The sequence below is a fragment of the Vibrio vulnificus NBRC 15645 = ATCC 27562 genome, from assembly GCF_002224265.1.
Classification (GTDB): domain Bacteria; phylum Pseudomonadota; class Gammaproteobacteria; order Enterobacterales; family Vibrionaceae; genus Vibrio; species Vibrio vulnificus.
This window is the reverse complement of the sequence record NZ_CP012882.1, coordinates 1,515,658-1,528,610: the sequence shown is the minus strand read 5'-3', so window position 1 is coordinate 1,528,610 and position 12,953 is coordinate 1,515,658. Positions and strand designations below refer to the sequence as shown.

Annotated in this window: 18 protein-coding genes, 2 tRNA genes and 1 pseudogene; 11 read left to right on the top strand and 10 right to left on the bottom strand. The window is 45.7% G+C overall.

Annotated features, from left to right (window positions below):
* Positions 1 to 38: 38 nt before the first annotated feature.
* The 3 genes from AOT11_RS22275 to AOT11_RS22265 all read left to right on the top strand — a co-directional run bounded on the left by AOT11_RS22275 (position 39) and on the right by AOT11_RS22265 (position 705).
* A tRNA-Leu gene (locus AOT11_RS22275) sits at positions 39 to 125 on the top strand.
* 32 nt (positions 126 to 157) lie between these two features.
* A tRNA-Cys gene (locus tag AOT11_RS22270) sits at positions 158 to 231 on the top strand.
* Positions 232 to 450: 219 nt separating this feature from the next.
* Positions 451 to 705 carry a hypothetical protein gene (locus tag AOT11_RS22265; protein ID WP_017422567.1) on the top strand — a complete coding sequence of 85 codons (255 nt, stop codon included), beginning with the start codon at positions 451 to 453 and terminating at the stop codon, positions 703 to 705.
* Positions 706 to 770: 65 nt separating this feature from the next.
* On the opposite strand, the gene AOT11_RS22260 is transcribed toward AOT11_RS22265, so the two are convergent.
* Positions 771 to 1,559: a lipase family protein gene (locus tag AOT11_RS22260; RefSeq protein WP_026050720.1), complete on the bottom strand. Its 789-nt coding sequence runs from the start codon at positions 1,557 to 1,559 to the stop codon at positions 771 to 773.
* A 117-nt stretch (positions 1,560 to 1,676) separates the two neighbouring features.
* Positions 1,677 to 1,880: pseudogene (locus tag AOT11_RS22255) on the bottom strand (anion permease); the annotation flags it as partial.
* Between the two features lie 10 nt (positions 1,881 to 1,890).
* On the opposite strand from AOT11_RS22255, the gene AOT11_RS22250 reads away from it, so the two are divergent.
* From AOT11_RS22250 to AOT11_RS22240, 3 genes are all read left to right on the top strand, one after another.
* A complete protein-coding gene (locus AOT11_RS22250) occupies positions 1,891 to 3,450 on the top strand; it encodes a GHKL domain-containing protein (protein WP_017422570.1) in 1,560 nt (519 codons plus the stop codon).
* Between the two features lie 2 nt (positions 3,451 to 3,452).
* Complete coding sequence (locus tag AOT11_RS22245) at positions 3,453 to 4,127, top strand: response regulator (RefSeq protein ID WP_026050719.1); 675 nt, start codon at positions 3,453 to 3,455, stop codon at positions 4,125 to 4,127.
* 159 nt (positions 4,128 to 4,286) lie between these two features.
* Complete coding sequence (locus AOT11_RS22240) at positions 4,287 to 4,880, top strand: sugar O-acetyltransferase (protein WP_371286991.1); 594 nt, start codon at positions 4,287 to 4,289, stop codon at positions 4,878 to 4,880.
* A 60-nt stretch (positions 4,881 to 4,940) separates the two neighbouring features.
* Here the strand turns inward: AOT11_RS22240 and AOT11_RS22235 are convergent, their stop codons facing one another.
* Together AOT11_RS22235 and AOT11_RS22230 are read right to left on the bottom strand one after the other, a co-directional pair.
* Positions 4,941 to 5,396 (bottom strand): NUDIX hydrolase, encoded by a 456-nt coding sequence (locus AOT11_RS22235; RefSeq protein WP_017422572.1) that lies wholly within the window; start codon positions 5,394 to 5,396, stop codon positions 4,941 to 4,943.
* Between the two features lie 15 nt (positions 5,397 to 5,411).
* On the bottom strand, positions 5,412 to 5,783 hold the full coding sequence (locus tag AOT11_RS22230) for a MazG nucleotide pyrophosphohydrolase domain-containing protein (RefSeq protein ID WP_017422573.1): 372 nt from the start codon (positions 5,781 to 5,783) through the stop codon (positions 5,412 to 5,414).
* A 182-nt stretch (positions 5,784 to 5,965) separates the two neighbouring features.
* Between AOT11_RS22230 and nifW the strand changes: the two genes are divergently transcribed.
* Positions 5,966 to 6,241, top strand: a complete 276-nt coding sequence (gene nifW, locus AOT11_RS22225; protein WP_011081094.1) for a nitrogenase-stabilizing/protective NifW family protein — start codon at positions 5,966 to 5,968, stop codon at positions 6,239 to 6,241.
* Positions 6,242 to 6,252: 11 nt separating this feature from the next.
* Here the strand turns inward: nifW and AOT11_RS23655 are convergent, their stop codons facing one another.
* Positions 6,253 to 6,510 (bottom strand): hypothetical protein, encoded by a 258-nt coding sequence (locus AOT11_RS23655; RefSeq protein ID WP_162268210.1) that lies wholly within the window; start codon positions 6,508 to 6,510, stop codon positions 6,253 to 6,255.
* A 231-nt stretch (positions 6,511 to 6,741) separates the two neighbouring features.
* Between AOT11_RS23655 and vctD the strand changes: the two genes are divergently transcribed.
* Genes vctD through vctC form a run of 3 tightly spaced genes read left to right on the top strand, consistent with a single transcriptional unit; the run spans position 6,742 to position 9,383 of the window.
* Entirely contained in the window at positions 6,742 to 7,677 is a 936-nt protein-coding gene (vctD, locus tag AOT11_RS22220; protein WP_026050717.1) for an iron chelate uptake ABC transporter permease subunit VctD, read from the top strand.
* Complete coding sequence (locus AOT11_RS22215; protein ID WP_017422576.1) at positions 7,670 to 8,620, top strand: iron chelate uptake ABC transporter family permease subunit; 951 nt, start codon at positions 7,670 to 7,672, stop codon at positions 8,618 to 8,620. The genes vctD and AOT11_RS22215 overlap by 8 nt, the downstream gene beginning before the upstream one ends.
* A gap of 7 nt (positions 8,621 to 8,627) precedes the next feature.
* The gene (vctC, locus tag AOT11_RS22210; protein WP_017422577.1) at positions 8,628 to 9,383 is read left to right on the top strand and encodes an iron chelate ABC transporter ATP-binding protein VctC; all 756 of its coding nucleotides are present in this window, start codon (positions 8,628 to 8,630) and stop codon (positions 9,381 to 9,383) included.
* A gap of 50 nt (positions 9,384 to 9,433) precedes the next feature.
* Here vctC and cueR read toward each other — a convergent pair whose 3' ends face one another.
* Entirely contained in the window at positions 9,434 to 9,820 is a 387-nt protein-coding gene (cueR, locus tag AOT11_RS22205; protein ID WP_017422578.1) for a Cu(I)-responsive transcriptional regulator, read from the bottom strand.
* A gap of 185 nt (positions 9,821 to 10,005) precedes the next feature.
* Entirely contained in the window at positions 10,006 to 10,254 is a 249-nt protein-coding gene (locus tag AOT11_RS22200; protein WP_017422580.1) for a YgjV family protein, read from the bottom strand.
* A 347-nt stretch (positions 10,255 to 10,601) separates the two neighbouring features.
* Here AOT11_RS22200 and AOT11_RS22195 point away from each other — a divergent pair, with 347 nt between their 5' ends.
* A complete protein-coding gene (locus AOT11_RS22195; RefSeq protein WP_017422581.1) occupies positions 10,602 to 10,868 on the top strand; it encodes a hypothetical protein in 267 nt (88 codons plus the stop codon).
* 95 nt (positions 10,869 to 10,963) lie between these two features.
* On the opposite strand, the gene AOT11_RS22190 is transcribed toward AOT11_RS22195, so the two are convergent.
* From AOT11_RS22190 to AOT11_RS22180, 3 genes are all read right to left on the bottom strand, one after another.
* Positions 10,964 to 12,223: a hydroxymethylglutaryl-CoA reductase gene (locus AOT11_RS22190; protein WP_017422582.1), complete on the bottom strand. Its 1,260-nt coding sequence runs from the start codon at positions 12,221 to 12,223 to the stop codon at positions 10,964 to 10,966.
* Between the two features lie 79 nt (positions 12,224 to 12,302).
* The gene (locus AOT11_RS22185) at positions 12,303 to 12,599 is read right to left on the bottom strand and encodes a hypothetical protein (protein ID WP_017422583.1); all 297 of its coding nucleotides are present in this window, start codon (positions 12,597 to 12,599) and stop codon (positions 12,303 to 12,305) included.
* Positions 12,600 to 12,694: 95 nt separating this feature from the next.
* Positions 12,695 to 12,856, bottom strand: a complete 162-nt coding sequence (locus AOT11_RS22180; protein ID WP_223848361.1) for a hypothetical protein — start codon at positions 12,854 to 12,856, stop codon at positions 12,695 to 12,697.
* Between the last annotated feature and the right edge of the window lie 97 nt (positions 12,857 to 12,953).

Here is a 12,953-nt window from a genome sequence, read left to right as displayed (position 1 = left end):
TCGTTAGAGCAGGTGGTGTTACCATCGCAGTATGCGTTGCCCTGGTGGTGAAATTGGTAGACACAAGGGATTTAAAATCCCTCGACTTTCGAGTCGTGCCGGTTCAAGTCCGGCCCGGGGCACCATCCTAACTCAAACCAGCAATGGTTATCTAAAAGGCGCGTTGGCAGAGTGGCTATGCAGCGGATTGCAAATCCGTGGACCTCGGTTCGACTCCGGGACGCGCCTCCATTCTCTTTCCTTGTTCTCGTTCCGTTCATTCGCGACCTTATTCAATAATTCCTTGTAATCATTGATTTAATCTGTGTTTTTTCTTCTCTCTCTTTCATTTTGTTTCAGCGACAAACGCGATGTGATCTGCGACGCAATGATTGCGTTATTACTCTAGCTATTTTATAAACTACATGAATCGTTTTTGATTAATGGATAACGTTAACTAGAGGTAACAACATGGAACAGTTGGGCGACATTTTAATTGTTTTGATTATTTTCACCGCCATTTTTGGTAGTGGCATGCTAAAAATCGTTTTAAATCATCGTGAAAAGGTTAAAGCGTTAGAGTTGACGAAAACGGAAGGTGCGTCTGCTGATGTGCAAAGAGAGATGCAGCAGCAGATCGACAAACTCACAAAGCGCGTGATTGTGCTAGAGAAAATCGTCACCGACCAAAAATATCAGTTGGAAAAAGAGATCGCTTCCCTGTAGCAAATGTGGGCATGAAAAATTATCGAGAAGAGACCGTGGGTCTCTTCTTGCTTTTGAGCGTTTGTTTATCGCTCGTCAAAAAAATCTTTATTTCGGATATATTTGCTCATTAGGTGGTAAGTGAATGGTCGGATAAGCCAACTGAGCACAGAGCGCCCCAAGCGTTCATAAGTCGGGGTATTTTCATAGATTCTACCGTTATAGAGCCAGAGCAATTTTCCACTGTGAGAATACAGGAAGGGCAATGGTGGCATAAAGGTAACGATATCGAGGTCGCAGCAAATTCGATAGGTTTTATGTGCCAAAGAATAGTGTTTGGCGAAGCGCCAGTCGCCAATGGCCGGTTGGCCAAATGTGACCACACGTTTAATTGATTTTGGGTATTTTCGCTCAAAATAATCGGCAAAAACACAGCCAATGGCACCACCAGAGGAGTGACCAGTAATCGCGATACGCTTCCCCTCTTTGATGCGTTCAAGCAAAATCTGCTCAAGTTTTTCAAGTACCGTCATTCCTAAGTGATCTTGATTCCTTGATGGTTGGCTTTCTTGAGTTAACAGGTGATAGAACCCAGCATGAATACGATAGGGAAGACCAAGAGACTGGGTGCTTTTTGTCCATAATGCGAAGTTAAGCAGCCAGTCGCTAAGGCTATGTGAGCCTTTAATGACGACCACCACTTCATCTGCATTTTTACTCCACAGCACTCGAATCATGGTTTTGCCAAATTGGTTTTTGATGATGCGTTGTCCATTTGGATCGAAACCATAGCGTGTTTGCTTAAACACCCTCGGATAAGCGAGATTACACAGGACAGCGTAGCGTTCGTATTGATAACGTTTGAGTGGTTTCACGGTGAACATGTGACTGAAGTTCTTGAAGCCATAGTGCAAAGCGAAGATGAAATAAAAATGACAAACGAAAAAACAGGGCGTTTAAGCCCTGTTGTACATCGTTTTTCCGTGCCCTTATTACCAAAGGCCGAGCACTTTCCACCACATACCTCCGACAAAGATGAAAATGGGGATAACGATCAGTGAGAAGACAAAGCCGATCTTCCACCAGTTCTGTAAGCTGTGGAATCCAGCGCCAAACAGAATCGGCGCGGGGCCAGACGAGTAGTGGGTGGTCGACATATACAAGTTACTAAAAATACCCAACACAATCGCAATTAGCCACGATTTGATGACATTATCCTTTACAAGGCAATTGGCCTTCATCCTGAGTTGTACTGTCCTAATTGGCATCGCTGCCTGGTGGAGTTACAGTGCGTATCAATTAGAAAATGTTCTGAACAACCAAATTGCCTTGCGTGCGCAGGTGCAATCACAGCAATTGGCAAAATTGCCCAGTCTCATTGATGCTGTTGAGCGTGAAAATGCACAATGGGTGTCGGAGATCATTTCGGTTGTGCAATTGGTGAGTGACGCTGATTTTATCACTGTCAGCAATGAAGAGGGCATCCGCTTGGCGCATCCGGTGAGTGAGCGTGTCGGTTTACCCGTGGTTGGGGGAGACATTCAAAGGGCACTCAATTTTGGTGAGGCTTATCTCTCGCAAAGCGTTGGTTCTTTAGGCCCTTCGGTACGTTATATTTCACCGATTTTTTCCCCACAAGGGGAAGTGGTTGGCATGGTTAAGGTGGGCTATCTTGTCGAAACGCTCAATCTGTGGAGTCGGGAAAAGCTGTTGCCGCTGCTTTTGTTTGCCCTTTCTGCTCTATCGTTGTTTTTACTGTTGTCGTGGCGATTTTCGTCTTATGTAAAGAAACAAATGCAAGATCTCGAGCCTTGGCAATTAAAGCAAGCGTTGAAGACCCATCAAGGCGTATTGGACGCGACTCATGAAGCGGTTGTTGCCATCAATCAACAGGGAAATATTTATTTAGCGAACGACGCTGCGAGAGCCATTCTTCGTCAAAGCGATCTCGTGGGTAAGGAGACCAAACAGCTGGATGACGCTAGGCATCTGTTTCCTTTGGATGGAGAAGATTACATAAATAAAGTCGCGCAGTTTGGCTTAGATGGGGTGATCATCAATCGCGTCACCATGCGTACATCGAATGGGGAATCGGCTGGCGCGGTATTCACTCTGCGTCAGCGCTCGGAGTTGCAAGCACTTTCGGATCGCATCAGTCAGGTCGACAAGTATCTTGAAAGCATGCGAGTGACACATCACGAGCATCAAAACAAGCTGTCGGTCATTTCTGGCTTGCTACAAATGGGGGCGTTTGATAAGACGCTCTCAGTCTGTTTAGCGCAAGCGGCACAAAATCAAACACGCATAGACTCGCTACAAGGTGTGAAAAGCATGCCTCAGCTAACGGCGTTGCTGTTGGCTAAATTGAGCAAAGCGAGAGAATCGAATCAGTCATTGAATATTTCGTGTTATGGCGATCTCTCCGGATTGACTCAAAGAGTGAGCGAGGAACAAGTGTGCTCACTAGTTGGGAACTTGATCGACAATGGTTTAGAAGCGTGCCAAGGCCAAAACGATGCCACAATGGCGGTGAAATTACATGAAACCGAAGAAGAGTTCATTCTTACTTTTTCTAATAACGGTCCTAGTCTCGATGAGGATCTGGAAAGTTTATGCCGCTGGGGTTACTCGACCAAGAGTGGCACAGGGGAACATGGTATTGGCCTTCACTTAGTGAAATCCATTCTATCCGAGGCGCATGGTCATCTAGAGCTCGACAGCGATGAACAAGAAACACTATTTACCGTTTATCTTCCGAAGGAGTGAGCATGATAAAAGTCGTGATTGTAGAAGATGATGAGAGAATCACCGAGCTGCATCAGTTCTTTATTGCTCAACTGGATGATTTTGAAGTGATAGGAATAGCGGCTAACCTGACTACCGCCGAGCAACTGATCATTGCCGCGAAACCCGATCTGGTGATCATTGATAACTACTTGCCCGATGGGTTGGGTGTGGAGTTAGTTCAACGCTGTTTGGTGTTACAACCAAAACCTGAGTGCATTGTGATCACGGCTGCCAACGACGCTAACACGGTGAATCTCGCTCATCGCTACGGCGCCTTTGATTATCTAGTGAAACCTGTGAACTACACGCGGTTACAAGCCAGCTTGCTTCGCTTGATGAAGATGAAACAGCTGGTGGATAGCCAGCAAATGGTCAAGCAAAGTGAATTGGATGGCATTTTTCACGCCACCGAACTGGTGGTGGATGAGGTCAGTGGCGTGGATGAGTTTACTTTGCAGCAGGTGGTTTCACTCTTTCCCCACGGCCACAGTGAGCACACCGCTGCCAGTGTCGCCGCGTTACTCGGTGTGAGTAAGAGCACGGCAAGGCGATATCTCGACAAGGTGGTTGAAAGGGGAGCGCTTTACGCGTTTTTGGCGCATGGCAAAGTAGGCCGACCAACGCGTTGCTACCGAAATAAGCCGTTCAACGTGTGATGAGTTCTGTGCAATGGAAATCTGTTATCCCGCTCTCCATTTCAATCAACAGAACTGAAGGAAATCAATCGGTTTTGCTACATTAACGTTTTCCCTTGTGGCGCGGTGGTCATCAAGGCAAACGGTTTAGTGGAGAGAGAAATGAGTGTGAGAGAGCGAATGCATCAACAAAAGATTTACTTTTGTGATGATGAGAGTGTGGCGTTGGAGCAGCAAGCTTGCCTAGAAATTCTCTATGATTTTAACCAAACTAGACCCTCAGAAATGGAAAAACGCACGGCGATTTTGCGTGATCTCTTGGCCAATGTAGGTGAAAACTGCTACATCGAACCACCACTAAGAGCCAATTGGGGTAAGCACACACACTTAGGTAATAACGTCTATGCCAATTTCAATTTAACCTTGGTGGACGATACGCACATCTACATTGGCAACTCGGTGATGATTGCACCCAATGTCACCATCGCAACGGCGGGACATCCGATCGATCCTGAACTGCGACGTAAAGTGGCGCAATTCAATATTCCTGTGCACATTAAAGATAACGTTTGGATTGGGGCGAACAGCGTTGTGTTGCCAGGCGTAACGATTGGCGAAAACAGCGTGATTGGTGCCGGCAGTGTGGTGACGAAAGACATCCCAGCGAATGTCGTGGCCGTCGGTAATCCTTGCCGAGTGTTACGGCCGATTGGAGAACATGACAGACGTTACTTCTATCGCGATAAGGTTATTGACGATTTACCGCAAACCTAAAGCCCGTTAGCGAGATGACGCATCCACTCAGTCCACACTTTTATGGATGCGTTTAACCCGCTATCTATTGAGTGGAATGCGTGAGAGCGGTGAAGGGGTACGTAAGACAAAGTGTTGCCAAACATGATCATACAGCGCTTCTTGCCCTGGAAATTCGGCTAACGATTTGGCTTGCTCTAAATCGCACCAACGATATTCGGTGTGCTCATCATTGAGTGTAACGACTTGATTGTCGTCACAATAGACGACAAAAACAGGAATGTTGACGATAGAGTCACTTTTGACTTGATAAAACTGTTCCAAATATTGGCCGTTGTAGAGTGTTTCTACGTTTATTTGGGTCTCTTCGGCAAACTCTCGAACGATGGTTTGCCAACCGGCTTCGCCTTTTTCGATTCCGCCTGCAACATGGCACCAATAGTTTCCTTTGGTGCGCTTCATCATCAGGATTTTATATTGGCCTTCAAAACGGGAAAGTGCCACACCCGATACGGCATGAGATTGAAATGGGATCATATTTATTCCTAGACATTAGCGAGAAGATTGAGCGTATTCTTGTTCAAGAACTTGTTTTTGCGCCTCTTTTATATCTGCCCAGTCAGTACCGGATTCAATCGCCGTGACGCGTTGGCTATATTTGATATAGGCTCGGTGCAATATTGAATCTAAGCGGATCTCCGATTCTTTTTCGAGCGCTACGATCGCATTCAGGTAATCCCAGAGCACATCCGCCAGTTCATCTTCTAAGTAACACGTACGCTCTCGCGGGATCTCATCGAACACTTCGTCGACTTCCTTTTTCAGTTCGTTGAGATAGGTATGTGGCCCCAAATACCAAGAGTTACTTTGATCGTACTTCGCCTTACGTCGGACCACTTCGAGTAATTGTTCGAAATATTTCATCGTTTTAGCTCCTTTCGCGATGGGGAGGGAGTGTAGCCTGCGATGTCGCTGGTTTGTAGCGATCTATGTTGCAATTTGTTGAATCAATTGATGAAAAATGTAGTTGAAGTGGAGTTGGTCTAAGTCAAAGAAGTGAAACGGCGATAGGTCTACACTGCGCAAAATTGACAAGCATACTTCCTATGAGCAAACCATCGATACAAGACGTCATCGCCAGTTTCACTTGCATTGAGCAAGCACTAGACTATTTTGACATCGGCTATGACAGCCGTTTTATTGATGAGTATCGCAGTGAACTGGTTAAACGCTTTAACGGATACTTAATTCTAACTAAACCGGACGATTGGTTCTCGGCAAGAAGAGCACTCAAAAACGCCTATTGCAAAGTACAACGGGGTCGCTTGAACCCACACACACGTCAAGCATGCCGTGGATGTACCTCGTGTCAGCGAAGGTAGAATCACAAGGGCTAAATATCGTTACAAGGAGCAGGAATGGAGACTTGCGGTAAATGCCGACACTTTTGTCGTGCTAAAGAAAACGTCAAAGATTTATGTGGGGCGTGGGAACAACCTACCTTCGCTAAGCGCGAGGCTTGTGGCTTCTTCATGCCTAAAGCGCGCTTCCACACGCAAACTAACGCATTGCCAGACAACAAAAAGGCGTAATTTGTCGCTTTAAACTCAAATGCGACGGCCTCATCTTGTTTAACCAGTTGAATACTCATGAGTGAATCTGTATATTGCGAATGCGCATGATAACACTTCTCAATTGGTATTAAGTACATGGATAGAGATCCCCATCGCCGAATGATACCCGCTTCCCACCGTGAGTTCGGGGTAGAGGTAGCTGAAACAGCAATCTTTGGCATCTCCTTCGCCGCTTTTGGGCCAGATAATCAATCGTCAAGTCGAAGCAAACAAGCATGGGCCTTTTGCTCTTCTTTCGTGGAGGCAGAGTGAAAAAGTTATTGCTGGCTCTGTTTTTGCTGTCCTTCGCGTCGGTGTTTGTCGGCGTAGGGGATCTTACACCAGCGATGTTGTTGTCTGGGGACACGCAGGCGCTTCATTTGCTCGTGACGAGCCGTTTACCTCGCCTGCTGGCGATACTGCTTTCTGGTGCGGGTTTAAGTATCGCGGGCTTGATTATGCAGCAAATCAGCCAAAACCGATTTGCTGCACCATCGACGTCCGGCACGATTGAATGTGCCATGTTGGGCTACATCGTCAGCTTAGTGTTTTTTGGCAAAGGGGACAGTTGGTTACTGATCTTCAGTTTTGCAATGGGTGGAACATGGTTGTTTGTCACGTTTGTCCAACGAATACAGTTCAAAAATGCCGTGTTTATTCCTCTAATCGGCATCATTTTTGGCAACATCATTGATTCACTGGCAACGTTTATTGCCTATCGGTATGACTTGCTGCAAAACCTCTCTGCTTGGTCTGTCGCCAATTTCGCCAACCTTTTGCAAGGTGATTACGAACTGCTCTACATTGCGCTTCCGGTGGGAATATTCAGCTATCTCTATGCGACAAGAATTTCCGCTGCAGGCTTAGGTAAGGACTTCGCTCTCAACCTTGGTTTGAACTATCAGCAGGTGGTGGTGATTGGTGTTCTGTTGGTCTCGGTACTTTCCGCCAGTGTCGTCATGATCGTCGGGCAATTGCCTTTCTTGGGGCTGATTGTGCCAAATCTGGTGAGCTATTTTTATGGCGATAATTTACGCCGCAATATCCCTCTGACTGCCCTATATGGCGGCTTGCTGGTGCTTGGTTGTGACTTGCTTGGCCGCTTGATTATTTTCCCTTATGAAGTGCCCATTTCCATGGTGATTGCCATTTTGGGTGGCGCTGTGTTTATCTATCTGATCTTGAGAGGGAAGCAAGGTGTCTGATCGTAGCAAAATGTGGCTTCTGCTGGCGATAAGCCTAGTGATGGTGACTCTGTTTTTGGGCAAAGGACTCACACTGGACAATTATCAATACTTTCTCTCTCGCCGTATCCCCAAAGTGCTGGCGATGGTGTTAGCAGGTGTTGCGATTTCTCAAGCATCGCTTCTGTTTCAGACCGTGACGCACAATCGCATACTGACACCGGGAATCTTGGGATTTGATTCTCTCTATTTATTGGTGCAAGTCATCATTGTGGTGGTCTTCGGCGGTTTGAGCCAGTATGTGCTTAACGCCTACTTGAATTTTGGGCTCTCCGTCGTGGCCATGGTTTTGTTCTCTATGGCGTTATTCGGTTTTTATTTCCGAGGAAAAGAGAAAAATCTGATTACTTTATTATTGGTGGGCTTAGTTGTCGGCCAACTCTTCTCTAACGTTGCCTCCTTCTTTGTTTTGATCATGGATCCTAATGATTACGCGACGGTTCAAGCCAGTATGTTTGCGAGCTTCAACAATATTGATACCCAACTGGTTTACTTTACGGCACCAATTTTGTTGATTGCATCGCTGCTTATGTATCACATGCATGCTGTCATGGATGTGTGTTGGTTAGATAAAGATAACGCCACCAGTTTGGGGGTGAATGTTCGTCAAGTAACCAAGCAGGTGCTGATGTTAAGTGCCGTTTTAATTGCCGTAGCCACTGCGCTAATCGGGCCAATCTTGTTCTTTGGTCTACTCGTGACCAACTTGGCCAGGGAGATGTTTCACACTTATCGTCATGCCCAGCTATTGCCCGGCTGCGCCATTTTGGGCGTCACACTGCTGTTAGCCGGTCAATGGCTGGTGGAAAACGTCTTAACATTTCAAACAACACTCAGCGTAATCATCAACTTTGTGGGTGGCATCTATTTCATGTCGATGTTGCTGCGAAATCGTATTGTGTAGGTAGGCAATGATTGTTCTAGATAAACTCACTAAACATTTTGGCAAGTTTGCTGTTGTGTCGGCAGCCAGTGGTCAATTTGAAAAAGGAAGTGTCACCTCCATTATTGGGCCGAATGGGGCCGGTAAAAGTACACTGCTGTCGATGGCTTCGCGTTTGCTTGATCGTGATGGCGGGGCGGTGTTGATCGAAGGGAAAGAGATTCAAACGTGGGACAACAAAGTCCTTGCGAAGAAATTGGCTGTTTTACGCCAAGCAAACAGCATTACGATGCGATTTACTGTTCGAGAAATGGTGGCCTTTGGCCGTTTTCCTCATTCTGGCGGTCGATTGACGGCACAAGATCAACAACAGATTGACCGCGCGATTCAGTATCTTGATCTCAGTGATATCCAAGACAAATATCTCGATGAACTCAGTGGAGGGCAGCGGCAGCTCGCTTTTATTGCCATGGTGATAGCCCAAGATACCGATTATGTTTTCCTTGATGAACCACTGAACAATCTGGATATCCGCCATTCAAAGCAGATCATGCAGACGATTTGTCGATTGGCCAAAGAGATGAACAAGGCCGTGGTGGTGGTGATCCACGACATTAACTTTGCGGCGTGTTATTCCGACCAAATTATTGCTTTGAAAAAAGGTCAAATTGTCGCCAGTGGTAGTGTTGAAGAGGTGATTGAAGAAGCGGTGCTTGAGCAGATCTACGAAACCCCGTTTAGTGTCATTGAACGCGACGGTAAACGTATGTGTACCTATTTCTAAACTCGTGAGTAAGTCGCCTCCGAGATGAGGAGGCGATGGCAAAAGCCTTGCTATTTAGTGAGCTCTTCGATTATCGGGCAATGACTATCTGAGTTACCAGGGCAGGAGGAAACCCAACTTTCCAACTGTTTTTTTATCTCGTGCAAATGCGCCAACTTCTGTTCAATTTCAGCCAGTTTTTCTTTGGTCTTCTCTTTGACTTCGCTGCTTTTACGGTTAGGGTTTTGTGCTAGCTGAACAAATTCTTTACACTCTTGGAGAGAAAACCCTGCATTTTTAGCGCGTGATACCAGATTGAGTTCAACAATGTGCTTTTGCCCATATTCGCGATAGCCGGCGTCACTGCGTAGCGGCGGTGAAATAATGCCTTTTTCTTCGTACATGCGAATGGATTTGCTTGATAATCCGGTTAATTTTGCAATAGCACCTATGTTCATCGTGTTGTCTCATTTCGCGGTTTTAGTTGATTGTACTCCTCGTGACGGGTTTGGCAATGGTATGTGGCGCAACGCCAAAATGGCGTTTGAAGGCCTTGGTAACCTAGGTAAGTTTTTTTAAAATGAATCCGACCAACGAAAAAAGCCCCTTAGGGGCTTTTTAAGCAATTTAGCACTCTATAAAATTACGCTTTTTCAGGCGTTAGAGTTTTTTTTTCCTGCTGCATTTTGGCTAGGAAGTAGACGTTGACACACGCAATAAAGCCGTTAGTCACAACCACTGGCCATGCGTCAATCATTAGACCGTATGCAGTGAACAGTGCACAACCGATGAAGTTTAAAACGCGCAGACGAACGATGTCCTTCATCATTAGTGAGATTGCAACCATGATTGAAGCTGCGTAGCCTAGAATTTCAACCATATTCATTTCCATAATTTGACCCTCTTAAATCTTGCCGAATATGTCGGTACCAATTCTTCTCTTCTTGAGATAAGTGAGGAAGCTCCATGCCTCGAATGGTCTAATTTTGTTTTCGTTAAGTGCACTATATCAATGGAAAATCCGTGATGAAAGCCTCAATTCAAGGTTAAGAGAAGGTTAGCGATTACGCAAACGTTTAGAAAGAAAAACATCAATAACGTAATCATTCGTTTGCTCAATAGCATGGGGGTGTTGGTGGGGGAGAAGTTATCTTTTTTGCCTATTGAAACGATAGTTGGACAGAGAATTTACACTGATATAGTATTGCGAATGAGAACTATTATTGATAAGTGTTATTTATGTCTATTTTGATTGCTGTGTTGTTTTCGCTGTTATTGATCGTAAAAATGAAAGTAGAAAAGGCGTATGCTTTATTGCACATCGCATTGCATGCTGTTTTTCTTATTCTAGTCGGGCAAACCTATGCAGTGAGCTATTTGATTATGATGTTTTTTTCTGCCCCGATTCAGATTGCCATGTGTCACCGTCGGGAGTGCAAAGAAAAAGGACATAAGTGGTTTTCTATCTTGCCGGCCTTTGTCGCGATCATAGTGGCTTTTCTTTGAATGCTAAGAGGTTGATTGTCTGGGAGTTTGCGCTTCACGGCTTAATTCATAGTGATTAAGCCGTGAGAAACAGCCGTTTTAGAGAGCATATTGCTTTAGCGAGCCAGTTTGTGGTGCGCGCGAGAAAAATGCCCAGCGGCAAAAGCACCAACAATCGAAAGCTCTCCGGCCAAGCAAAGTGCAGCACAAACTTCAGCCAATGCACGCGCGTTGCCTTGTCCATAAAGGCCTAAAATGTCTAGACAGGCTTTTTGGCTTGGTAGGCCAGTGCCGCCACCAACGGTTCCGACCATCAGGTTTGGCAGTGTCACGCTGGCATATAAGTGCCCATCGGCGGCAAGTTCCATTCGGGTAATGCCAATGGCTGATTCGGCCACGCAAGCGGCATCTTGTCCACAAGCCAAATAGAGTGCCGTTAACGCATTGGCGTAATGGGCATTAACACCAATTCCTCCACTCAATGCCGCACCCGTCGTTGTCATCTGGCCGAATTTGACCATTTTTTCCGGCGTAGTATGCAAATACTTTTCAACCATCTCGCGGGAAAGGGTCACTTCGGCGATCACCTTTTTCCCGCGAACGCTTGTCAGTGTTTTGCTGTTTGCTTTCTTATCTCCTGAGAGATTGCCATCTAGAAAGGCTTCTTTAATGTCGATGGGGCAGGTTTCCAATATCGATTGAAATACGGCGTTGGTGGCGATGGTCACCATATTTTGCCCAGAGGCGTCGCCTGTTTGGTATTCAAACATTAGGTAGACATGATTGCCTTCCATGTTGATATTGATGTCACTGAGCGTACCATGCGAAGTCGTGGATTCGGCGATTTGCTTAAAACGATCGTAGTGGGTGGTCACCCAAGCGACAAACTGACCCGCGGAGACTAAGTTCGTGAATGCAAATACGGGGGTGCGTGTCACGCCTTCATTCACTAGCATGGCCGTTGCTCCGCCGGCTGCGGTAATGAGATGGGCCCCACGTGAATAGGAAGCTACCAAAGCGGCCTCTGTCGTGGCAAGGGGGATCAAATAATCATCGCTGGCAAATAAGCCATTTACGCGCAATGGTCCCGCTAGCCCAACAGGGACCTTCACCGTACCGACAAAGTGCTCAATGTTCTTTTGATAGAGCGTCATGTGTTCAAGAGTATGTTGATCTAATAATTGGTCTTGAGTGGCATGACAGTTCACCACATCCCAACGCTTCTTTAGGGTTTTATCACTAATAAAGGGGCTCTTGGGTAAGGTACGTTTTGGTGGTGCGTAATTGGGGTTGAGTTTTTGCTCTATTTGTTGGGCGCTATCTAGACAGCGAAGTGCGGTATGAATATTTTTATTTTGCGTAGTTTTAACGGGCATAAGTCTGTCAGCAAGAAAAAGGAAGCGTCGATTCTACTGAATCAGGGAGAGTAAACAAGGTGGTAAGCGTAACAAATGGTCACACTTGGATATCCAATAGGCTACCAATCACATCGTTGTTTCGTTCAATAACGCTCGCACCAATACGGTTATAACTACTGGCTTGGCTCAGTTTCATCAAAGCTTCGTTGTGATCTGTGGGTGGTGCTTGAGTGGTTTTTTCTTCAGGTTGACGATCAAATTCGACACGATTAAAAGCGAGCTCATTAGAGGTAGGATTTCCGTTTGCTTGGTTCACTTCCAACGCTGCCTCTTCAGCCATCTTACTGGATTGCTGAATGAGTTGATAACCGGATTGAACTCCTGAAATTGGCATGGTTAAAACGCTCGCTAATTAACCTGTCTTAAGCATAGTTGGATTTGACAATGGTGGCAACTATGCTAGCAAAATCGTGTTTAGATAATCTCTTCTTAAACAAATAACTTAGCCAATGCATCACGCTCTTCAAGGCTTAGAATGTCATTGTCCTTCTTTAGCAAGGCAAGTTGAATGTCGCCTTGCAAATGTTGTAACTGAAGAGGAGACAGCCTTTTAAGCTCGTCACGCAATCTTTCGAAATCAGTTTGTTTCATGTTAATCACCGATCTGTATCGTTTTTTTTGCTCATCATTCATTACGGTGTTGTCCATCACAACGAGTGAATAATGAGCAATGTACTGGATGAACGCT

Bases quoted from the DNA above. Each gene is read 5' to 3' on its own strand.
- AOT11_RS22265 (WP_017422567.1), top strand. From the start codon at position 451: ATGGAACAGTTGGGCGACATTTTAATTGTTTTGATTATTTTCACCGCC.
- AOT11_RS22250 (WP_017422570.1), top strand. From the start codon at position 1,891: ATGACATTATCCTTTACAAGGCAATTGGCCTTCATCCTGAGTTGTACT.
- AOT11_RS22245 (WP_026050719.1), top strand. From the start codon at position 3,453: ATGATAAAAGTCGTGATTGTAGAAGATGATGAGAGAATCACCGAGCTG.
- AOT11_RS22240 (WP_371286991.1), top strand. From the start codon at position 4,287: ATGCATCAACAAAAGATTTACTTTTGTGATGATGAGAGTGTGGCGTTG.
- AOT11_RS22235 (WP_017422572.1), bottom strand. From the start codon at position 5,396: ATGATCCCATTTCAATCTCATGCCGTATCGGGTGTGGCACTTTCCCGT.
- AOT11_RS22230 (WP_017422573.1), bottom strand. From the start codon at position 5,783: ATGAAATATTTCGAACAATTACTCGAAGTGGTCCGACGTAAGGCGAAG.
- nifW (WP_011081094.1), top strand. From the start codon at position 5,966: ATGAGCAAACCATCGATACAAGACGTCATCGCCAGTTTCACTTGCATT.
- AOT11_RS23655 (WP_162268210.1), bottom strand. From the start codon at position 6,510: ATGAGTATTCAACTGGTTAAACAAGATGAGGCCGTCGCATTTGAGTTT.
- vctC (WP_017422577.1), top strand. From the start codon at position 8,628: ATGATTGTTCTAGATAAACTCACTAAACATTTTGGCAAGTTTGCTGTT.
- cueR (WP_017422578.1), bottom strand. From the start codon at position 9,820: ATGAACATAGGTGCTATTGCAAAATTAACCGGATTATCAAGCAAATCC.
- AOT11_RS22200 (WP_017422580.1), bottom strand. From the start codon at position 10,254: ATGGAAATGAATATGGTTGAAATTCTAGGCTACGCAGCTTCAATCATG.
- AOT11_RS22195 (WP_017422581.1), top strand. From the start codon at position 10,602: ATGTCTATTTTGATTGCTGTGTTGTTTTCGCTGTTATTGATCGTAAAA.
- AOT11_RS22190 (WP_017422582.1), bottom strand. From the start codon at position 12,223: ATGCCCGTTAAAACTACGCAAAATAAAAATATTCATACCGCACTTCGC.
- AOT11_RS22185 (WP_017422583.1), bottom strand. From the start codon at position 12,599: ATGCCAATTTCAGGAGTTCAATCCGGTTATCAACTCATTCAGCAATCC.
- AOT11_RS22180 (WP_223848361.1), bottom strand. From the start codon at position 12,856: ATGAAACAAACTGATTTCGAAAGATTGCGTGACGAGCTTAAAAGGCTG.